The following is a 22236-nucleotide window of genomic DNA, read 5'->3' on the forward strand; positions in this document are numbered from 1 at the left end:
CGTTTAACGGCCAGTTCTTTAAACTCGGTCGTGTAAGCTTTTTTTGGTATCCTGTTCATCATTTGTCTTTCCAAAGTTACGTTTATTTTACGTCACCTTTGGGGAACTAAATTTCGGGGGAAGCTCACTCTGACCATCATCAGAGATGGCAATGCAGAACATCCCTATCTGATTGCGGAGCTTGCGATTGATAACATGCAAGCATTCAACATTACCACGCGCATCAAAGACTATTGGTACGACACGCACCATGTTTCGGCTTGTACAATATGGGCAGGCGATTAGTCACTATCAACACAACTCAATCTGAGCAAAGCAAAAAAGCCCGCAATGACGCGGGCTTCCGGGGTTTTTCTGCCAATCAATGCCTGGCATTGCCAGACATCAAATCATTCCCACTCAATTGTCGCAGGCGGCTTCCCTGAAATATCGTACACCACACGATTAATGCCACGGACTTCATTAATGATGCGGTTGGAGACCTTGCCCAGCAATTCATGCGGCAAATGTGCCCAGTGTGCCGTCATAAAATCTTGCGTTTGAACCGCACGCAATGCCACAACGTAGTCATAAGTACGGCCATCACCCATGACGCCCACCGATTTCACCGGCAGGAAAACAGCGAATGCCTGACTTGTTGCGTCGTACCAGCTAACTGGCTTTTCGGCTTTACTATCAACGAAGTTATTGCGCAACTCTTCGATAAAGATCGCATCTGCCTTACGCAGCAGGTCAGCAAATTCTTTTTTCACTTCACCAAGAATGCGCACACCCAGACCAGGACCTGGGAATGGATGACGATACACCATACCGTGCGGCAGGCCCAAGGCTACGCCCAGTTTGCGCACTTCATCTTTAAACAATTCACGCAAAGGCTCTAACAATTTCAAATTCAAGGTATCTGGCAAACCGCCGACGTTGTGGTGACTTTTGATAGTGTGCGAACCTTTTTTACCTTTACCAGCGCTTTCGATCACATCTGGGTAGATCGTGCCTTGCGCCAGCCATTTTGCATTACGCAACTTAGCTGATTCCGCTTGGAACACTTCAACAAATTCGCGGCCGATAATTTTACGTTTCGCCTCTGGATCAGTCACACCAGTGAGATGTCCCATAAATTGTGCCGTTGCATCGACATGAATCACTTTCACGCCCAGATTTTTACTGAACATCTCCATGACCATTTTGCCTTCATCGAGACGCAGCAGACCATGGTCAACGAACACGCAAGTTAATTGATCACCGATGGCACGGTGAATCAGCGCAGCTGCAACGCTACTATCAACACCCCCGGATAAGCCCAGAATCACTTCATCTGTACCGACTTGAGCACGGATCGACGCTACCGCCTCAGCGATATAGTCCGGCATATTCCAGTCAGATTTGCAGCCGCAGATTTCATGGACAAAGCGACCGATAATTGCCTCACCCTGCACTGTGTGCGTCACTTCAGGATGGAACTGCACTGCATAAAAACGACGCTCTTCATCAGCCATCGCAGCAATAGGACAGTTGTCTGTCGACGCCATTAATTTAAAACCAGTAGGCATCTCATTGACTTTATCACCATGACTCATCCAGACTTTGAGCATGCCATGGCCTTCTGGGGTCACAAAATCGTTGATGCCATTCAATAGCGCAGTGTGGCTACGGGCACGCACTTCTGCATAACCGAATTCACGCACCAGACCGTTTTCAACCTTACCGCCGAGTTGTTCAGCCATTGTCTGCATACCATAGCAAATACCCAGAACAGGCACACCTGCCTCGAACACAGCCATTGGTGCACGTGGCGTATCACCCTCGGTCACACTACTTGGACCGCCAGAGAGAATGATGCCGGCAGCGCCATATTCACGAATGAATTCATCACTCACATCGTAAGGATGAACTTCGGAGAATACACCCGCATCACGAACACGACGAGCGATCAATTGCGTGACTTGAGAACCAAAGTCAAGGATAAGAATTTTAGAATGCATAGTTCAAATTATCAGGTCAGGTTGCCCGGGCATAGCCTGTACAACAGTATTGTTTCCCGCACTCCTCGCAGATAGCAGGGCTTTTTCAGCTAAGCTGATTAACATTTCAGGATCCGCATCAGGATACGTATCCGTAGAGACAACACCAGCACAAATTGAGATTGTCATCTCTGTGTCTTGAATTACTTCAGGATGCGTCTTAATCGCCAGTCGGACGCGCTCCGCAACAGCTTTTACTACTAAATGTGAGGCGCCAGGCAACACAATCAGCAACTGGTCGCTTCCAAATCGCCCCAGGGCATCAAAAGGACGAATGCACGACCTCACCCTACTCACAGTCCGAATCAACAACTGATCACTGACGGCAGCGCCATGCGCCGCACGCACCTCGTCAATCTGATCCGCATAAACAAATAAGAGGGAAAGCGGTTTTTGCGCTTTTGCACAACGCTCCATTTCAATCCGTAACGAACGTGCAATCGCGACTTTATTCCAGGTCCCCAACAGTGGGTCAATCATAGACTCACGCTTGAGATTTCTGTTTTGCTTGACCAGCTCAATCTGATTTTGATAGATGACCCCGAGCGCCAACTCGCGTTCAATAATGGTGGCAAAATCAGTCAGCAATAAATGTTCACTGTCCGAAAAGGTCTTCGGTTGATAATCGATTAAACGGATGCAAGCGACCAGCTTTGAATCTTGTCCATAGACTGGATAAGAAACATAGAAGCGGATATAAGGATCGCCAGCAACAAAGCGATGCCCCGACAGTGCCTGAGGTTCAACCAAATCAGGGATAACGACAAACTCTTCAGACAGAGGTAGGCTATCAGAAAAACCAGCCTCCATTTCAGTGATAGAGCGTCCGCTGCCACCAGAACGTCCACTAACATGTCCAAACGTGACAAAACAATTTGCTACCGAGAATAACTGCACGCCTAATCGCTCAAAACGACTTATTTTTACCTCAAACTTCTCGGTCAACAGCTGTTCAAAACCAGCGTTGACCAATAAGGTTTTGGTAGCACTAAATCCCTCCAAACTTTCGGACATGCAGCACTCCCGGTAAAGCTAGCAAATGTTAGTCGGCACGGTAATTTGGCGCCTCTTTTGTAATCTGCACATCATGTACGTGAGATTCACGCATGCCGGCAGAAGTAATCTCGACAAATTCTGCTTTCGTGTGCAAGTCATCAATCGACGCACAACCACAGTAACCCATAGAGGAACGAACACCACCAACCAATTGATAAAGAATAGCAAGAACGCTGCCTTTATAAGGTACGCGACCTTCAATACCTTCTGGCACCAGTTTGTCCGCATTATTAGCAGCATCTTGGAAATAACGATCAGCAGAACCATCCGCCATCGCGCCCAAACTACCCATGCCGCGATAAGATTTGTAGCTGCGCCCTTGGAACAGGATAACTTCACCAGGCGCTTCTTCAGTACCGGCAAACATACTACCCATCATGACCGTTGAGGCACCCGCCGCCAGTGCTTTTGAGACGTCGCCAGAGAAGCGAACACCACCATCAGCGATACAAGGAACACCAGTACCCTTGAGCGCGTTCGCAACATTCGCGATCGCAGAGATTTGCGGGACACCGACGCCAGCAACGATACGGGTGGTACAAATAGAACCAGGACCGATACCGACCTTTACGGCATCAGCACCATGCTCTACCAAAGCCAATGCAGCCGCGGCTGTAGCAATATTGCCACCGATCACCTGAATATGCGGATAATTGTCTTTTACCCAGCGAACGCGGTCGAGCACGCCTTTTGAGTGGCCGTGCGCAGTATCAACAACGATCACATCAACGCCTGCTTTTGACAACAAATCAACGCGCTCTTCATTATCAGCTCCAACACCAACTGCTGCACCAACGCGCAATTTACCCTGCGAGTCTTTCGATGCAAACGGATGCTCTGTTGACTTTTGAATATCTTTAACAGTAATCAGACCACGCAATTCAAAGGCGGAATTGACGACCAGCACGCGCTCTAAACGATGCTTATTCATTAAGCGTTTCGCTTCGGACAAATCGGCTGATTCATCGACATAAACTAGCTTTTCACGCGGCGTCATTTTAGCGCGCGCTTCTGCGTCTAACTCTTCTTCAAAACGCAAATCGCGGTTGGTGATAATACCAACAACCACATTACCTTCAACAACCGGAAAGCCGCTAATTCCGTATTGCTGGGACAAGGCGATCACTTCACGAATCTTCATGCTTGGCGGGATAGTAATTGGATCACGCAACACACCAGATTCAAAACGCTTGACCTTCGCCACTTCGCGAGCTTGCTCTTTGGCAGTCATGTTTTTGTGAATAATACCGATACCACCTTCCTGAGCCATCGCAATTGCGAGACGAGCTTCAGTCACAGTGTCCATCGCAGCCGAAATCAACGGGATATTCAAATGAATATTACGTGTCAATTTTGTGGCGAGCGAAGTGTCTTTCGGGAGGATGTCCGAGTAAGCCGGAACGAGGAGCACATCATCGAATGTGAGTGCTTTTTGAAGTAAACGCATAGCATTTCCTATAGGCGCAAAAGCAAATTATACAGAAAACTTGCGAACTCGTCTCGCTACGTGTAAAACTCTTGCATATTTTTATTATTCCTCATGAGAACTCCATGCTTAAGCCACGCTCTATCTTCGCTTTTATTCTGATCGCCACGGCCTGCGCAGCCGCGTCTGCTCAATATGCATGGGTGGACGAAAAAGGTGTTAAACAGTTCTCAGACACACCGCCACCTAAATCAGTGCCTAAAAACCACATCCTTAAAAGCAAAGGCACACAAGAGACCAGCAATGACATCAACACAACTGACAACGCGAACAAAACGATAGATGTTCCAGCACCAAAGCAAAACACCGTCGAGAGCCGCAATGAAGACTACAACAAACGTAGAGCTGAGCAAGCCGAAAAAGATAAAAAAGCCGCCGACGCTCAGCAAGCAGCAAATGAAAAAAATAAAAACTGCGAACGCCTAAAGTCTTACCTCAAAACACTGGAGTCAGGCATCCGCATCTCAAACACAGATAGCAATGGCGCACGTGCCTACCTGACGGATGAACAGCGAACAAAAGAGCTGGCAGATGCAAAAAAGGCAAGTGGCACCTGTCAGTAATTATCTATTTACGCTCAGGATTTCTGCTTTTTTGCTCGACGACGGCGCGCCTCCATCGGATCGGCAAGCAAAGGGTGATAGATTTCGATTCTGTCTTGCGGATGCAGCCGAGCGTCCAAGGGTTTCAATTTACCAAATACGCCCACTTTCTGCGTCCGCAAATCAATATCTGGTAAACGCTTTAGGATGCCGCTGGATTGAATCGCCTCTTGCAAGGTGCTATCGGGAGCAACATTGACACTCAGGGATACCAATCCAGAGCCCCCCTGACAACAAACTTGTACCATCATGTCCGCACTATTGCGCATAAATTGCCTCCGCCCTTGCACAAAATGCATCGACGAAGCTATTAGCAATTTTACTAAAGACAGGGCCAATTAATGTTTCAAGTAATTTACTTGAAAATTCATAATTCAGATCAAACTCTATCTTGCAAGCGTCGGCACGCAATTCGGTAAACTTCCAACGACCACTTAATTGCTTAAAAGGGCCTTCAACCAGATTCATCTCCATTGAATGGGGTGCTTGGTTAATATTTTTTGTTGTAAAACTCTGCTTAATACCGTGATAATTAATCGATAATGTCGCAATTAAATCAGCGTCAGTGCGCTCAATGAGTCTCACATCACCGCACCACGGCAAGAAATCCGGGTAATTTTCAACACGCTCTACCAACGCGAACATTTGCGCTGCGCTATAACCTATAAAAACTGTTTTATGTACGACTGCCATCCAGGGTAACCATTTGGTAGAATCACAAGTTCGCATTTTAACCGAGTCATCACCGTATCGAAATCATCAATCAAGAAATTGATACGGCAAAGTAACCTATTTTCATCCTAATGAGCATCGCTGATAACAAAAAAGCATTTCACGACTATTTCATCGAAGAACAATTCGAGGCCGGTGTCGTCCTCCAAGGATGGGAAGTCAAAGCCATCCGGGCAGGTCGGCTACAACTCAAAGAAGCCTATGTCATCGTCCGTGACGGTGAAATTTTCCTGTTTGGTGCCCACATAGGGGCACTGCCAACTGCGTCAACACACATCCACCCTGACTCCGTTCGCACCAGAAAATTATTATTACACGCCGCAGAGATCAATAAACTGATTGGTAAAGTTGAACGTTCAGGCTACACAATGGTGCCACTGAACATGCACTTTGTTAAAGGAAGGATTAAATGTCAGATTGGTCTTGCAAAAGGTAAAAAACAACATGACAAGCGCGATACTGAAAAAGAACGGGACTGGCAACGCGAGCAGCAGAAGATCATGAAGCAGCATCGCCGCTGATGAATGCTAATCAAATAAAAGTAGCCCCCTCTTATCGAAGCTCACGGCAGTCTTTATATGCCACCACTACATTAGCAGTTTATGTGAGCAGAAACGGCAAGCAGCCTACTTATTAGTACGATGCAACTCTTGTTCGACATCATGAATTTGCTGTCTGAGCGCCTTTCGTTCATCAGGACTGAGCTTCGATTTTCCATTGGCACCCTGGCTTTTACCTACTGGGCCATCCAAGGGCGCTGAAATGGGCGCCGCGGAAGACTCTTTCTCACTGCGATTAGCGCCTACGAGTCCACTACCTCTTGCGCCGCCCACATTTTGAGGGTGTTTCGATGCATTTTTAACAATCTCACTTACTTCAGGCGCCCGCTGACCTGCGGTCGCTAAGCCCGAACTCGACAATATCAATAATACAATCAACAATCTGGATTCAACTAATTTCATTGGATTATCAATTTGTTCAAAACCCGACAATAAGGAACTGACATTCCACTAGGGACGCGGACAACCAGCAAAAATGCACGACCTCTGCGCGCAACACAGAAACATCAAAATATGTTGCCTAAGTCAATAAAATCGTACCAGAAGCAATAATTCCTAATGTCAACAATAGTCAATCTCCAAAATACGTTGCCAAATCGCAACTAACATCAATTAACTAGATGAACCCAATAGGAAAACCGAGATGCGAGTTTAATCGTCCACTCTTACACTCATCTTTCACGAATTGAAATAGATGTAACAGTTTGTAAGTGCAATCAGTAACTAGTTTCCAAGCATTGACGATGCCAGTAAGATATTCCTATGAACACAATTCAAACAAACGCAGACACCACTGCCACGGCCGTCAATAATTCACCAAAGGCAAAAATTTTAGTTGTCGATGACGATTTAAGATTACGCGAATTATTACGTCGATATCTGACAGAACAAGGTTTTCAGGTCGTCGGGGCCGAAAACGCTCAGACCATGAATAAGTTATGGATGCGAGAGCGTTACGACATGCTCGTGTTAGACCTAATGCTTCCTGGTGAAGATGGCCTGACGATTTGCAGGCGCCTCCGTGGTGCTGGCGACCGCACACCCATCATCATGCTCACCGCCAAAGGGGAGGAAGTTGATCGCATCATCGGCCTTGAAATGGGCGCTGATGACTATTTACCTAAACCATTTAACCCCCGAGAACTCGTTGCCCGGATAAATGCAGTATTACGCCGAAAGGCGCCCGATGAAATCCCAGGGGCACCATCTGAAGGCCCGCAAAGTTTCTCATTTGGGGTGTTCACGCTAGATCTTAGTAACCGTACACTGAAGAAAAACAATGAAATGGTCGGCCTGACCACTGGTGAATTTTCTGTTCTCAAGGTGTTTGCACGTCATGCCCGCCAGCCTTTATCCCGCGAAAAACTCATGGAACTCGCACGTGGGCGTGAGTATGAAGTATTTGACCGCAGTCTTGACGTTCAGATTTCTCGCTTGAGAAAACTCATCGAACCCGATCCCTCCAATCCTCTTTACATTCAGACCGTGTGGGGACTAGGTTACGTGTTTATTCCAGACGGTCAAAAAGCATAACTACGTCTAACCCGATGCAAATGCGGTCCTATCTCAATAGTCTCGAATGGCTACGAAGCGGTCTGTTTTGGCGTACTTTTTTTATGCTGGCGATATTGGTGCTCGCCAGCATGGCCGTCTGGTTTATTAGTTTCCGGACACTAGAGCGCCATCCCCGCGCACAACAACTCACCGCACAAATTTCCTCGATCGCGAAAATTACGCGCGCTGCCTTAACTCATGCGGCAATAGAACGACGTAAAGAGTTATTACTGGACTTAGCCAATAATGAAGGCGTAAGAATTTACCTTTTAAACGACAGCGACAAAACCGAAGCACCAGACCCAAACGCATTTTTCACAGAACTCAATGAGCTACTGAAAATCAAGATGGGTAAAGAGACGCGTTTCGCAAAGTCCGTCAATGGTGTTGATGGATTCTGGATTAGCTTTGATATCGAAGGAGATCTATATTGGCTCCGCTTTGACAAAGACCGGCTCGAGCCACCAATCACCTTGCCAATTTTTAGCTGGTCAACATCAACACTGATCATTGCGTTACTTGGCGCAGCAGTGATTTCAAAACTAATTAACGGCCCTCTTTCGCGCCTGAGTAACGCTGCTCGGCTTCTTGCCCAAGGAAAACAACCTCAGCCATTACCAGAACTTGGGCCAAAAGAGATCCGCGAAACCAATGCCAGCTTTAATAGGATGGTAGAGGATCTGGCTAGAATCGAAACAGATCGCAATGTCATTCTTGCGGGGATTTCACACGATCTTCGTACGCCCTTGGCGCGAATGCAACTCGAAGTTGAAATGGCGTCACTAGATGAACAAGCTAGGATCGGGATGCAGTCAGACCTGACACAAATGGATGCCATCATCAGTCAATTTCTCGACTACGCAAAACCTATCGACAGCCTGCGATTTGAAAAAATCAATATCAGCGAACTCCTGCAACAGGTTATTCAAGAGTACTCACGGGTCAATTACCTTCACATCCGCTCAGTAATAACGCCAGGGCAAATAATTTCTGGCAACAGCACAGAATTGCGCCGCGTCTTTAGTAATTTGATCGAAAATGCTTGCCGGTACGGCAAAAATCCAGATCAGCTCAACACCGTGATTGAAATTCAGTGCAGTCTTAAAAACAAAGGAAGAAAACAAGGTATTCTGGTCAGCTTCCGTGACCATGGCTCTGGGGTACAAAGTGACGATCTAACGCGACTCCTCAAGCCGTTCACCCGAGCCGATGCGTCGCGGAGCCAGGCCAACGGCTCTGGGTTAGGACTAGCAATCGTTGATCGTATTGTGCGTCGACACCGTGGCCGTATGCGAATTTATAACCATGACTACCAGGGTTTTGTTGCTGTGATGATTTTTCCGGAAATCAAATTTAAGTAACAGGCAATTTCATAACATAAGTGTGTGCATTGAACCACCTTATGCCAACAAAAATCACAACACAACATCGATCGAAGTTAAGTTGGTAACGAAGAGTGGGTAACACATCAACAATGCGTCAATAATGATTGACTAGGCCGTCGACGAAGTTTCACCCTATCACGTCCCAAAACAAAATCCCGCTACGGAACTTCTTAGCGGGATTTGAGCAACGTTTTTTGACACGTTAGTTGATCTTTGATCCGACCAATGCAATCTGAGCATCGGGCTTTGCTTGTCCTTCAACATCGGTATTTTCAACAAATTTTTGCTGCAAAGATGCTTGCACTGATTTGACATCCGCGGTTTGTTTTGACTGAGTCAGACGAGTTGCGGGAGTTGTCGATATTGTCGAAGTTGCGTTGAGCGGCATCGCTAATTCATAGGTTAAACGCATATTTGCATTCACCTTTTGTGGCGCAACAACTTGAACAGCTACATCATTTTTAGGAACGTTCATCGCATAAGCCGATGCAATCGGCAAATAACTACCAAATTCCACCACACCGACACCACCAACAATACCAGCGCATAGTAACAATCCAGCTAACACAGAGGGACGGATGCGAACACGTAAGCGTTCAGGGAGTTGAGGTGTAACCTTCTCAGCCATTGCGTCGACCAGATCAACTGCCACAGGTGCGCTCAATAGAATTTCTTGCGCCTGTTGGCGCCATTCCTGCACGTATTGTTGCTTTTGGCGGACCTTGCAAATTAAATCGTGCGCCAATTCCTCAGCCTGAGCGCACTCTGTTTCCAGACGCAAACGCGCTTGCTCCGCCTCCTTTTGCATAGCGAGCTCTTGCTCAGAGATGGCTTTTTGCAATGCGATGACACTAGGAAAATGCTGCTCTTCACGTAAGCGTTTTGTTTGCGCAAGTTGCTCTTGCAAAGTTCTTTGCTGCAATTCATCTGCCGTTAATTTTAGCGCCTGCTCCTCTGCTTGTCTCAAGGCGACTTGAGCAGCTGCGTGCTCTTCACGACGCTTCAATAATAAATCTGCAAACGCCGCCTCCGCTTCCTCTTGTTTAGCAAGGTCAGCCAACAATGCCTGCTCTTCTTTCATACGCAAAGCAAGTTCATCGGCCAATTTTTGTTCCTTAGCAATCCGTTGCTCTGCCAAGGTGAGCAACGCCTGTTCTTGCGCAAGCCTTTCATTCAGTGCTGTATTGGCTAACGCAGTTTGCTCAAGTTGCATTTTTGACGCAAGAAATAATGATTGCTCTAACTGCAGTTTTTCTTTCTCTGCTGCATTAGCCTGAACAGCTTCGTTCGCACGTCGCTTGCTTTGCTGGGCCAATTCCTGCTCAATTTGCAACCGTTCCTCAGCGGATTTAATCAGCAATTTCTCAGCGTCCATTTTGTCGTTGATCAACGTCAAAGCAAGTTGCTTCAATTCTACCGCCTCTTCTTCGCGTTGTTTTTGCTCAGCAATGGCCGCAATCTCCAACTGAACCAACTCTGCATTGCGTACCTCGGCTTGCTGCAATAACAGCAATTCATTCGCGCGGCTTTGCGCTAACTCTGCTGCCTCTACTTCGATTGCCACTCTTAAAAGCGCTAACTCTGTTGCTTCTTTTTCAGCAATTAATTTGGCTTGCATTGCGACATTAGCATCCTGCTCTGCCTGAGCGCGGATTTCAGACCGCGCCAGATACTCAACTTCAGCTCGCTGACGATCCTCGGCTTCGCTCACTGCAGCTTGCTCTACAACTAGCTTCTGCTGCGTTGCACTAAGCGTTTCCAGCGCTGCGGCGGCGCGACGATTTTCCAATGCAACCAAAAATTCAGTTTCACGCAATTGCTCTTCCATTGCTTCCGCGGCGATACGTTGAGCTTGTGCGTGCTCTTGCGCTTTCGCTAAAATTAACTGCTCCGCAGCCAACTGTTCTTGCGCTGCTACGCTCGCTAAATAAGCTTGTTCGCTGCGCTCGGCACTGACTTTTGCCAATTCCTGCTCGGCAGCTAGGCGCTGCTGAACCGCGTATTGCGCCTGCATCTCGGACTGCAATTTTGCATCCAACTCGATACTTAGTTGTTGCTCAATAGAAAAACGTTCCTGCTCTGCACGACTGGAGGCCAGCAATAACGATGTTTTCTCCTCTAATGCAGCCGCAGCTTGCCGTTTTACCAGTGCTTCTTCGTTTGCTTTAGCCAACCACCGTTTTTCTGCAGCATTTAACTCTTCGACAGCATTTTTGGCAGCCTCATCACTTTTTTGGCGAGCATGAACTAATGCAACGTGCTCTTGTTCAACGGTGAAGCGGGCCTGCGCCGCTATTGCTGCATTTTTTTCGGCTTCCTCTTTCTCCGAAAGCATGACAATCAACGCTTGCTCGGCACCATTGCGTTCTTGTTGCGCTGCGACCAATTGTTGCTCATGTTGAAGCCGCTGGGTAACCAACTCTGACATCAATTTCTTTGCGTCAGCATGCGCGGCGAGTTCTTGGTATAACGCTGTTTGCGCTGCCAGAGTGGCTTGTGCCGCAAGACGGGCAACACGCTCAGCGTAAGCATTGGCCTCGGCATATTGTTTTGCTTCCGTCTCAGTGAGCAGACGGCTATTGACTTCTTGTGCAATGGACTGTTCAGCACAAAGTTTTTGTTTAGTAACTTCAAGCAATTCAGCATCAGCAGACGTGCGTTGCAATACGGCCTGCTCCAACTCGGAGATACGACGATTCTTTTCTATTACTAGCTGGTGGGCCTTATGCTGACTTGCAGCATAAGCCTGCGCCTGTTCCTGCAGTGCTTTTTCAGCTTTTAATTTCGCAGTGGCCAGCGCACTCGCTTCTTCCTCTGCGCGTGCTCGGGCTACCGCAATCATGGCCTGTGCCTGCCCGGCCTGCGCAGAGGCCAATGCAGCAGCATGAGCTAATTTTTCTGCTTCGAGTTTCTCTGCCGCTGCTTGCGCTTCTTTTCTTGCTGCTTCGGTTTTTTCTTCTTCCAATCGAGCTTGCAATATTAACGCTGATGCAGCTTGCTGCTGGGACTGCGCTTTCTCTTGCTCAAGACGGGAAATCTGTGCTGCCGCTTTCACACGTGCAGCGGCAGCCTCAGCCGCCAATTGTTCTGCCTCAGCTTTTGAAGCAGTCTCTTTTGTGAGTTTCTTCTCTTCCGCCAGTTTCAATTCAGTTGCATTGCGCAGACTCCGCTCGGTTTCCAACAATGCTAAATGCTGATTGCGTTGCGCCTCTTCCGCCTTGGCCTTTGCCTGTAGTTCAGCCGTCAGTTGTTTTTCTGCTTCGAGTTTTTGACGAATAGAATGCAACGCTGTTTGTTCGGACTCGGCACGCAACTTTAAGGTTTTACCCAGTTCCTCAGCTTCCAAGACTTTTGCCTGCGCCACACTAACCGCTTGCTTTTGCAATGCAGCATGCTCTTGCATTTTTTGCAATCTTACTTGTTCGGTCTGAATCATCGCAAGGCGTGTTTGTCGGGTTTCCGCTTCTTGCTGTTGTCGTGCTTGCAAAATCGCTGTGTGTTCGCGATCAGCATGCGCCCTAGCGATCACCTCTTCAGCCGTTGCCTGTTCGGCCTCGAGCTTCTCCTGTGCAGCGCTGACAGCCTGTTTTTCAGCTTCATTACGAACTTGCTCTGCACGGGTCAACTCTACTGCCTGACGACTTTTTAACTCTGCCAACGCAGCCGCTTTACGCTGAATTTCTTTTTGAACTTCAGCCTGTTCCAGGGCTTGTTTTTCAGCTTGTACTGCCAATTCTAGGGCAATTCTTTGCTCGCGCTCAGCCTGCTCTTTGGCTTGCGCCATCGACTTCATTTCTTCTTCAATACGTTTTTTGTTCTCAGCTTCTAACTGAGCAGCCTGCTCGATGGCAAGTTTTTCTTCTGCGGTTTTGAGCATTTGTTGAACGGCTTCTGCACGACGACGCTCAACATCTAGTTTTTCATCGAGCAGCCCCATTGCCTTCGCCTCATCCTGAGCAGACTGCTGTTGAACACGTAACAATTCGGTGACGTCACGGCTTTTTTTCACCGTTGCTTCTGCCATGCGCTGTTGTAACTCAGCTTGCTCGATAGCCTGTTCCAACGCAATTTTTTCAGCTGTATATTCCGTTTCTTGCGCAATTCGCGCAGCGCGTTCTGCTGCTTCTTGCATACGCATCAACGCTGCATGAGCTTGATCCGTTTTTGCGCGCGCATCGGCCTCCTCTGCTTTCTGGCGCTCAGCCTGCAATTTTTCTTCTAATGCAGCAACTGCTTTTTGTTCTGCTTCAGCGCGTTTTTGCTCGACCAAGATTAATTCTTGCGCGCGTTTTGCTTTCAGTTCGGAAGCGATATTTGCGCGTTTTAACAGTTCTGCCTGAAATGCACTATCGCTTAGCGCCTGCTGTTCTGCATCTGCCTGCTGGCGTGCCGCGTCTACTGCAACGCGTTCTATATCGATTCTTTCTGTGGCAAGCTTTACTGCTCGCTGCTCTTCTTGTACACGCTGACGCGCGATCTCAGTTGCTTCCTGATCGGCAATGCGGCGCTGGCGAGCCTCTTCTGTGGCCTCTGCTTCAGCTTGCATTCTTGTTCTTGCCTGAGCATCCGCCTGCTGCTCGCTTTCGATCCGGCTCATTGCAGATGATTGCAACTCCCGTTCAGCTCGAATCCGAGATTCGGTAACTTGGCGGATTTTATCTTCGGCCTCGCGTCTTGCCTGGGCGGTGGCAGCAGCGGTTAATTCGGCTTGTTCTCGACGGGTCGCAGCAAGATGTAATTCGTGTTCCGCTTGCATCCGGAGTTGAATCGCCTCCGCAGCACGGCGCTCTGACTCTAGCCTTGCCTGTGCTATGGCATCATGCTCCTGCTCAATTGCGACCCGCGCCAATGCGTCTTCGCGGGCGCGAGCTTCCAAAGGTGCCCGGTTCAGTACGAATTCCAACGCCATTGCATCCGCTTGCTCTCGTTCCTTGCTAACTTGTAACGACTCTGTGCGAGCTTTCATCAATGCTTCAGATGTTTCACGGGCCTCACGATCGCGCCGCTCACGTTCGCGGGCAAGTTCAGCGATCCGCGCATCTGCACGTGCTCGCTCCACGGCTTGCTGACGCGCATCTTCAGATGCTGCAACACGTTCTACCGCCCAATTACGGGCAACTTCTGTTTCCTTACTGAGCGTTACCGCCGCCGCCTTTGCCTTAGCTGCGATTTCTTGCTCAGCCTTAAACTGTAGTTCGGCACGTGCTTTCGCTTCTTGCTCTAATTGTTGCCGCTGTTGAGCCTGAACACGCGCGCGACTCTCCATTTCCGCGCGTTCTTGCAATTCTCGTGATGCTTGTTCGTTTGCTGCTATTCTGGCAATACTTGCAGTTTGCGATTGTTTTTCTGCGATCAGTCTTGCACGACTGCTTTCGACAGCTTCTTGTTCGAGTTGCAGGTTTCGTTGTGCCAATTCGGCAGTTTCCGCTTCAACCTCAGCGCGGGATTCGGCCAAAACCCGTGCATGTGTTTCAGCTTTCAGACGGGATTCAGCGGCGACCGTAGCGCGGGCTTCAGCCTCAACGCGGGCAATGGCTTCACGGATACCTTTAACGTCGATACGTGAATTTGATTCGAGCCCATCAGGCGAAGATAAAAAATCTTCTTTCTGATCGGCGTGACGATCGAGGGAGAACCCTCCCAAAGAAAATTTGTTTAGCAGTGTCTGATTGCTGTCCATACTTCACTCCTGATTTGGTAGCCGCTCCCGTGACAGCCGGCCTAGCCGCCCCGGAACTTCTTACCCTGAATTATCAATCAGCAATAAACAAACAATGCCGCAAGCAAAGCAAGAAAAACCCTTCTATTCGTGATTATTCAAATTCAAAGCACACCATAAGTTGTCTGACAGTCGTAAAATAGCGGTCAATTTTAAATAAGCGGGAGAATTATCTTGAATGAATTAGTGACTGAAATTAAGCATCCGTTGGTACAGCACAAACTATCATTGATGCGCAGCAAAGATACGCCTACAGACAACTTCCGTCGCTTGCTGCGCGAAATCAGCCAAATGCTGGCGTATGAAGTGACCCGCGATCTTCCTATAGAGTTTACAAAGATCGAAACACCAATTCAGACTATCGATGCACCGACGATCAGTGGCAAAAAGCTTTGTGTAATCTCAGTCTTGCGCGCTGGCAACGGTATTCTGGATGGAATGCTGGATTTACTCCCAAATGCACGTGTTGGTCATATCGGCTTATACCGTGATCCAGCAACATTGGAGCCTGTAGAATATTATTACAAGGTACCGGAAGATATCGCGGAACGCTTGGTCATTGTTGTCGATCCAATGCTTGCAACGGGTAACTCTGCTGCTGCTGCAATTGCACGCCTTAAATTAGGTGGAGCCACTAGTATCAAGTTTGTCTGCCTGTTAGCGGCGCCAGAGGGAATCAAAGTAATGCAGAAGGCGCATCCGGACGTGCCTATCATCACTGCTTCGATTGACCAATGTTTAAACGAACACGGTTATATCGTCCCTGGTCTGGGCGACGCTGGTGATCGTTTGTTTGGCACTAAATAAATCGCCAAACTGGCTTTGTAGACAAACCGATTCGAAATTCATAAAAAAACCCGACGGACATTCGTTCGTCGGGTTTTTTATTCTCTCAGTGTAGATATCTATACTTATTTACGGTAAGAATACGACCTTAAGTTTTTGGCAAAGTAACGCCGTGCTGCCCTTGATACTTACCACCACGGTCCTTATACGATGTCTCGCATACCTCTTCGCTTTCAAAAAACACCACCTGCGCACAACCTTCACCAGCGTAAATCTTGGCTGGCAATGGTGTCGTGTTCGAAAATTCGAGCGTCACATAACCTTCCCATTCAGGCTCAAACGGTGTAACGTTGACGATAATACCGCAACGGGCATAGGTCGATTTACCAAGGCAAATCGTCAGGACACTGCGCGGAATTCTAAAATACTCCATCGTACGTGCTAATGCGAAGGAATTCGGCGGGATAATGCAAACATCGCCTTTAAAGTCGACGAAAGATTTTTCATCGAAATTTTTCGGATCAACAATCGTGCTGTTGATATTTGTAAAAATCTTAAATTCATCAGCGCAACGAATATCGTAACCATACGATGATGTGCCATAGCTCACGATCCGCTGACCATCACGCTCACGCACTTGTCCTGGTTCAAAGGGTTCGATCATCCCTGTTGATTCCGCCATGCGACGAATCCACTTATCCGATTTAATACTCATGTAAATCTCCTGCCGAATTAATCTTGGTGCGATTTTACGCGAAATTGGCTCTATAAATAAGCCAGATCAGCAAACATTAGCGCAGAATCAGGGCATCTATGACAATATCTTCGGATATAGCACAAGATGATAACAAGTTAAGATCGGGAAATAACAAAGGTACTGAATAATTCAAACGCCAGCCCGCATATCAGCGGCTGCCGTTTTTATTGCTGCTCTGATTCTGTTGTAGGTACCACAGCGACAAACATTTCCGCTCATTGCATTGTCGATATCAACATCGGTCGGATTCAAGTTGTTTGCCAAAAGCGCTGCTGCGCTCATTAATTGTCCGGATTGGCAATAACCGCACTGTGCCGCATCGTGGGTGAGCCAAGAGCGCTGCAGTGCCTTGTTGACACCAGTAGACAATGACTCAACCGTTGCTACTGTTTTGCCAGCGACCGTTTCCAGAGGAGTCTGGCAAGAACGCACAGGGGCACCATCAACATGAACAGTACACGCACCGCACAATGCAGCACCACACCCAAATTTGGTCCCGCTCAGTCCTAACTCATCGCGAATCACCCATAACAGCGGGGTATCAGCTTCAGATTGGCAAGTTACCCTGCGACCATTGACGCTTAATGTTGTCGACATGTCTATCTCCTGTTGGCTATTTTTTGCAGCAATATTTTATTGAAAACCAAAACCTATTCTTAATTAATCGGGGTAAAGCGCTTAACAGTGACACCATCGACTGTGATCGTTTCAAAAAAATTCGGTTTTGGTCGCGTCCAAACGCTACCATCATGCGAACGATAAACGATAACTGGAGTGAGATCTGATTCTTGCGTTGCCTCACAAATCAATTCATACATCCCGCCTTTATAATGTCTAAACGTCTGGGGTGCGTTGATTTTGTCGCGAGAAGTCATTTTTTCCACGGGAGGACTGGTCCAAGTTTTCAAAAATGGAGCGACTTTCGCAGCGCTGCGCTTATTAATCTCAATTAACAACTGCGGGTCTATTTTTTGAATCCCATATTGATCACGCAGATGTGTTGCAGCGTGGAGCAACACATGGGATGCCACCTCGGCATCGGCCTCTGCTCGGTGTGCTGCACCTTGAAAGCGAATCCCCAAAGACGATGCTAATTTCCCCAGCGAGTAACTCGACAAACCAGGAAAAATCCGTCGCGCCAGTTTTACCGAGCAAACTACGCCATCATAGGTAGGCCACACCCCCAACCGGTCACTCTCCGATTTTAGAAACTTTTCATCAAAGCTTGCATTGTGGGCGGCAAGTGTATCGCTTCCAATAAATTGTACAAGCTCCGGAATGACTTCCGACACTGGTGGCGCGTTATCCACCATCTGCTGGGTAATCCCCGTGAGTTCGGTAATGTAATAAGGAATATGCACATCGCAATTGATTAAAGAAACAAACCGATCGGCAATTTCACCCCCGACTATTCTCAACGCTGCCACCTCAGTGACTCGTCCACCTTGCTCCGGACTCATACCGGAAGTTTCGAAGTCGATCATTACTATAGGTTTTTCGAACATATTTTTTGTTTTTTTTGAACTATTTTTGAAACGATGTATCTTTTAATATATCGCTTAACTTTACACAAACAACCTACGCCAACCGATGTTATTTATTGTTCTACAATAGATTCACCGCAGACGGTTGCTCAACTATAACAAAACAACCTTGAAGCTACGAGGCGAAGCTGAAATCTGTTAGCTGCATTGTAAGCCCTACAGTCAATTCTCTCACGGTAAGTGGGATTAATCCGTGCTCAGTACCAATGCCGCAACGACAAGTAAAACGCTAAAGTGCAGTTAAAATTGAGTTCATGAAAAATCTGATTACAAAACGCCTTCAATTGTCTGCCAATGATTTACTGCGCGATTTGACCTATCGCCGCTTATGGAGTTCGATCCTCATTAGTTCGTTCGGAGCACAAATTACGATGTTGGCGCTCCCGCTGACTGCCGCCGTTATGTTAAATGCAAGTGCTAGTCAAATGGGGATCCTAACGTTCATGGAGACACTTCCTTTTGTCTTACTCTCTCTACCCTCAGGTGTGTGGTTAGACCGTGTGCGAAAATTACCTGTTTATATCGCCGGCGAAACAGTGATCGCTGTTGCCGTCGCAAGCGTCCCGGTCGCGTTCTGGATTGGTGCGGTCAATATGCTCTGGCTCTATGCCGTCGCTTTCATTATTGGCATGGTCAATACCAGCGCTGGCACAGCTGCACAAATCGTGTTGACCCAAATCGTTCCGCGTGAACGCTTGGTCGAAGCACATGCAAAAAATGCCTTGGCTACCTCAGGTGCTGAGATTTCGGGACCAGCCGCAGCGGGTGCGCTTATCAAATTAATGGGAGCACCATTGGCGCTGATTGCTGATGCGATGTTATTACTGAGTTCAGCATTAATCCTGCGAGGCATTCAAATAACAGAGCAAATCCCAGTCAATGAAAAGCCGCACTTCTGGCGCGATCTGAAGGAAGGAGTCCATTTTGTTTTCAAAAAACCGCTCCTATTAACACTCGCAGCGACAGTGGGAACTTGGCAACTCTGCTACAACGCAGCACTGGTGGTGCAGATTCTATTTGCAACCAGAGTACTCGGCTTATCAGAACAAGCGGTCGGCTTCAGCTATATGGGAATGGGTGCAGGCACGATTTTAGCTAGTGTGTACGGATACAGGATCAGCCGCTACCTCGGGCCTGGTCCGTGCCTAGTCAGTGGAGTTGCAGTCTGCGGCATTGGCTGGCTCTCATTGGCTCTCGCCCCCACCAATCATTGGGGTATCGCGGCGTTTGCATTCATGTTGATGTGTTTTGCGGTAGGCGGCGTCCTGATTTTTATTAATTTTCTAGCCTTGCGACAAGCGGTCACGCCCGAACCAATGCTAGGTCGGATGACAAGTACGATGCGCTGGCTTATCCTCATTCCTGCGGGACCTGGCGCATTAATCGGCGGCTGGATCGGCGAGTATATCGGCCTGCGCTACTCATTAGGGCTGGCAGGGCTTCTTGCGCTCACGCTAGCAATAATTGCATGGAATAACCCTATTATTCGCGCTATCAAAATGTTACCAAATTTACATAACCAAGATGAAACGCCACAATCCTGAATCGCTGATTGCAAATTGCCGCGCAAAAGCGGGATAATGCGCGAACTGTAATATATTTAAAATAAGCATTATTTGAAGTCAGATTCAGCTTCGCAGTTCGCTGAATCTTTTTTTTGAACAACTCAAGGAACACACATGGCAAAAGAAATGTCCCCGTCAACATTCAAGCCTTATATTCCTGCTTCGGCACAGTTAGCTGAGATGACCCCACGCGCATTAATCATGGGTGTGATATTAGGAATGATTTTTGGGGCATCATCACTATATCTGGTGCTCAAAGTTGGTTTGACAGTCAGCGCATCCATCCCAGTATCGGTCATTGCAATCACTCTATTTCGCTTATTCAACAAATTTGGCGCAAAAGATTCGACCATCCTGGAAAATAGTATTACACAAACAGCCGGTTCTGCTGGCGAATCCTTGGCGTTTGGTCTTGGCGTCACGATGCCGGCAATTATGATCCTCGGCTTTGATCTTGAAATCTCGCGCGTGATGTTAGTCGGTTGCCTCGGCGGCTTACTGGGAATCTTATTGATGATCCCAATGCGCCGAACCATGATTGTGGAAAATCATGGCGAGCTGAAATATCCAGAGGGCACGGCTTGTGCTGAGGTACTAAAAGCGGCAGCAACCGACAGTTCTCGAGAAGCCGCTGGCGAAGGTAGCGATCCCCACGCGCAGGACGATGCTAACAAACGCGCACGCATCATTTTTAGCGGCTTTGGTCTCGGTCTTCTGTATAAAATTGTCAACGTCGCGTTCAAAGGATGGAAAGATACGCCTGAGATCGTCTTTGGTGCCCCACTCAAAAGCGGCTCAATCGGCGCTGAAGTATCACCGGAGTTATTAGGTGTCGGCTATATCATTGGCCCAAAGATCGCCTCCGTCATGGCCGCTGGTGGTGTCATGTCTTATTTATTACTCATCCCGATGATCAAATTCTTTGGTGACGCGCTGAGCGTTCCTGTCTCGCCTGGAACAATGCTGATTAAGGATATGAGCCCACATGACATCCGCAGCGCCTATATCCTTTATATCGGGGCTGGCGCCGTTGCGACGGGTGGCTTGGTCAGCTTGGTGCGTGCGATGCCCACCATCTGGCGTAGTATGTCGACTGGATTATCTGGCTTAAGCAAAGGTGCCGGCATGATTACTAGCGGCGCCATCTTGCGGACAGATCAAGACATTCCAATGAAATGGGTTGTGATTGGCGCATTGGCAATTATTGCCGTCATTACGTTTGCCGCACCGCTACACATGAATTTGTTGGGTGCATTACTGATCTTGGTTTTTGGTTTCTTGTTCTCGACTGTATCATCTCGTCTCACTGGTGAGATTGGATCTTCTTCTAACCCGATTTCCGGGATGACAGTTGCAACATTGTTGTTTACGTGTCTGATATTTTTGCTTATGGGCTGGACTGGCGGTAAATACTACGTCACTGCCCTTTCCGTTGGAGCTATCGTTTGTATTTCATGCAGCAATGCTGGGACGACATCGCAAGATCTGAAAACAGGCTTTTTGGTCGGTTCTACGCCGAGACTGCAACAATATGCGATTCTGGCTGGCGCGCTTTCCTCCGCATTGATCTTGGGCCCAATCCTGCTGAAGCTAAATGACGCTGGTACAGTCTACGTTCCAGCTGCCCAAGTCGCGCCAGCATTAACAACGGACGCGTCGGCACTGAGCGAAACAGCTCAGTTGCAAGGACCCCAAGCAGAACAAGACAAATCCACTTATCGCGTCTGGCATAAAAACGACAGCATCGGCGGACCAATAGGCAAATACCTGGTAGACAATACTGGTAAAGTTGCTTATCTGGTCGACCCGGGCATCAATGGCGCTTACAAACAACGACCAGATGGCACCGTCGTCACTAAATACGACGCACCAAAAGCAGTCTTGATGTCATATATTATTAAGGGTATTTTAGATCGCCAATTGCCTTGGACGCTGGTTTTATTTGGCGTCATGATCGCACTTGTCCTGGAGATGGCCGGTATTCCGTCCTTAGCATTTGCCGTTGGCGTTTATCTTCCGTTGTCTTCTTCAGCACCGCTTTTTGTTGGCGGCATGATCCGCTGGTTAGTGGATCGTAGAAATAATAAGCTGGATCAATATAAAAATTTGAACGAAGAAGAAATGCAGGCAGCGGGCGATCGCAGCTCAGGTGTATTACTGTCCTCGGGCTACATCGCTGGAGGTGCTTTAGCTGGTATCGTTATTGCATTTAGTGCGGGCATTTTGACAGACTTCGACAAAGCGATTGGTGACTGGTCTACTGCTCACAATCCTTTATTTGAAGGACCTAACGCGGACTTATTATCTTTTGTTCCTTATGCAGTCATCGCGTTTCTTTTGTACTGGGTAGCTAGAGAGAAAAATATCGCTAAGGTCTGATCTCAGATGATGTAATTCTTAGCTCCCAAGAAAAAAGCTTACCCCAGCAATGGCGTAAGCTTTTTTTATTAAGCGCCATACACAAGTTTC

17 protein-coding genes are annotated in these 22236 nt (G+C 47.8%); 7 read left to right on the forward strand and 10 right to left on the reverse strand.

The window, feature by feature from the left end; all coding sequences use genetic code 11:
- Nucleotides 1-389: 389 nt before the first annotated feature.
- Genes guaA through guaB form a run of 3 tightly spaced genes read right to left on the reverse strand, consistent with a single transcriptional unit; the run spans nucleotide 390 to nucleotide 4524 of the window.
- Nucleotides 390-1982 carry a glutamine-hydrolyzing GMP synthase gene (gene guaA, locus ACO0KV_RS09090; RefSeq protein WP_423042027.1) on the reverse strand — a complete coding sequence of 531 codons (1593 nt, stop codon included), beginning with the start codon at nucleotides 1980-1982 and terminating at the stop codon, nucleotides 390-392.
- Nucleotides 1983-1985: 3 nt separating this feature from the next.
- Nucleotides 1986-3035 (reverse strand): GGDEF domain-containing protein, encoded by a 1050-nt coding sequence (locus ACO0KV_RS09095; protein WP_423042029.1) that lies wholly within the window; start codon nucleotides 3033-3035, stop codon nucleotides 1986-1988.
- Nucleotides 3036-3063: 28 nt separating this feature from the next.
- On the reverse strand, nucleotides 3064-4524 hold the full coding sequence (gene guaB, locus ACO0KV_RS09100; RefSeq protein WP_423042031.1) for an IMP dehydrogenase: 1461 nt from the start codon (nucleotides 4522-4524) through the stop codon (nucleotides 3064-3066).
- Between the two features lie 104 nt (nucleotides 4525-4628).
- Here guaB and ACO0KV_RS09105 point away from each other — a divergent pair, with 104 nt between their 5' ends.
- Nucleotides 4629-5126 carry a DUF4124 domain-containing protein gene (locus tag ACO0KV_RS09105; RefSeq protein WP_423042033.1) on the forward strand — a complete coding sequence of 166 codons (498 nt, stop codon included), beginning with the start codon at nucleotides 4629-4631 and terminating at the stop codon, nucleotides 5124-5126.
- Between the two features lie 14 nt (nucleotides 5127-5140).
- On the opposite strand, the gene ACO0KV_RS09110 is transcribed toward ACO0KV_RS09105, so the two are convergent.
- Together ACO0KV_RS09110 and ACO0KV_RS09115 are read right to left on the reverse strand one after the other, a co-directional pair.
- On the reverse strand, nucleotides 5141-5434 hold the full coding sequence (locus ACO0KV_RS09110) for an RnfH family protein (protein WP_423042035.1): 294 nt from the start codon (nucleotides 5432-5434) through the stop codon (nucleotides 5141-5143).
- Nucleotides 5424-5858, reverse strand: a complete 435-nt coding sequence (locus ACO0KV_RS09115) for a type II toxin-antitoxin system RatA family toxin (protein ID WP_423042037.1) — start codon at nucleotides 5856-5858, stop codon at nucleotides 5424-5426. The genes ACO0KV_RS09110 and ACO0KV_RS09115 overlap by 11 nt, the downstream gene beginning before the upstream one ends.
- A gap of 110 nt (nucleotides 5859-5968) precedes the next feature.
- Here ACO0KV_RS09115 and smpB point away from each other — a divergent pair, with 110 nt between their 5' ends.
- A complete protein-coding gene (smpB, locus tag ACO0KV_RS09120) occupies nucleotides 5969-6418 on the forward strand; it encodes an SsrA-binding protein SmpB (protein WP_423017668.1) in 450 nt (149 codons plus the stop codon).
- A gap of 105 nt (nucleotides 6419-6523) precedes the next feature.
- Here smpB and ACO0KV_RS09125 read toward each other — a convergent pair whose 3' ends face one another.
- On the reverse strand, nucleotides 6524-6859 hold the full coding sequence (locus ACO0KV_RS09125) for a hypothetical protein (protein ID WP_423042039.1): 336 nt from the start codon (nucleotides 6857-6859) through the stop codon (nucleotides 6524-6526).
- A 360-nt stretch (nucleotides 6860-7219) separates the two neighbouring features.
- On the opposite strand from ACO0KV_RS09125, the gene ompR reads away from it, so the two are divergent.
- Together ompR and ACO0KV_RS09135 are read left to right on the forward strand one after the other, a co-directional pair.
- Complete coding sequence (gene ompR / locus ACO0KV_RS09130) at nucleotides 7220-7990, forward strand: two-component system response regulator OmpR (RefSeq protein ID WP_423042041.1); 771 nt, start codon at nucleotides 7220-7222, stop codon at nucleotides 7988-7990.
- A 20-nt stretch (nucleotides 7991-8010) separates the two neighbouring features.
- Nucleotides 8011-9372: an ATP-binding protein gene (locus ACO0KV_RS09135; protein ID WP_423042043.1), complete on the forward strand. Its 1362-nt coding sequence runs from the start codon at nucleotides 8011-8013 to the stop codon at nucleotides 9370-9372.
- Between the two features lie 226 nt (nucleotides 9373-9598).
- On the opposite strand, the gene ACO0KV_RS09140 is transcribed toward ACO0KV_RS09135, so the two are convergent.
- A complete protein-coding gene (locus ACO0KV_RS09140; protein ID WP_423042045.1) occupies nucleotides 9599-15076 on the reverse strand; it encodes a hypothetical protein in 5478 nt (1825 codons plus the stop codon).
- Nucleotides 15077-15289: 213 nt separating this feature from the next.
- Between ACO0KV_RS09140 and upp the strand changes: the two genes are divergently transcribed.
- Nucleotides 15290-15922 (forward strand): uracil phosphoribosyltransferase, encoded by a 633-nt coding sequence (gene upp, locus ACO0KV_RS09145; RefSeq protein WP_422998211.1) that lies wholly within the window; start codon nucleotides 15290-15292, stop codon nucleotides 15920-15922.
- Nucleotides 15923-16049: 127 nt separating this feature from the next.
- On the opposite strand, the gene dcd is transcribed toward upp, so the two are convergent.
- The 3 genes from dcd to ACO0KV_RS09160 all read right to left on the reverse strand — a co-directional run bounded on the left by dcd (nucleotide 16050) and on the right by ACO0KV_RS09160 (nucleotide 18163).
- On the reverse strand, nucleotides 16050-16616 hold the full coding sequence (dcd, locus tag ACO0KV_RS09150) for a dCTP deaminase (RefSeq protein WP_423042047.1): 567 nt from the start codon (nucleotides 16614-16616) through the stop codon (nucleotides 16050-16052).
- 171 nt (nucleotides 16617-16787) lie between these two features.
- Nucleotides 16788-17255 (reverse strand): (2Fe-2S)-binding protein, encoded by a 468-nt coding sequence (locus ACO0KV_RS09155; protein WP_423042049.1) that lies wholly within the window; start codon nucleotides 17253-17255, stop codon nucleotides 16788-16790.
- Nucleotides 17256-17314: 59 nt separating this feature from the next.
- A complete protein-coding gene (locus tag ACO0KV_RS09160; RefSeq protein WP_423042051.1) occupies nucleotides 17315-18163 on the reverse strand; it encodes a DUF1653 domain-containing protein in 849 nt (282 codons plus the stop codon).
- Nucleotides 18164-18456: 293 nt separating this feature from the next.
- Here ACO0KV_RS09160 and ACO0KV_RS09165 point away from each other — a divergent pair, with 293 nt between their 5' ends.
- Nucleotides 18457-19746, forward strand: coding sequence for an MFS transporter (locus ACO0KV_RS09165; protein ID WP_423042053.1), 1290 nt, complete (start codon nucleotides 18457-18459; stop codon nucleotides 19744-19746).
- 135 nt (nucleotides 19747-19881) lie between these two features.
- A complete protein-coding gene (locus tag ACO0KV_RS09170) occupies nucleotides 19882-22146 on the forward strand; it encodes an OPT family oligopeptide transporter (protein ID WP_423042055.1) in 2265 nt (754 codons plus the stop codon).
- The last annotated feature ends 90 nt before the right edge of the window (nucleotides 22147-22236 follow it).

Source organism: Undibacterium sp. RuRC25W, assembly GCF_049339825.1.
Taxonomy (GTDB): domain Bacteria; phylum Pseudomonadota; class Gammaproteobacteria; order Burkholderiales; family Burkholderiaceae_D; genus Undibacterium.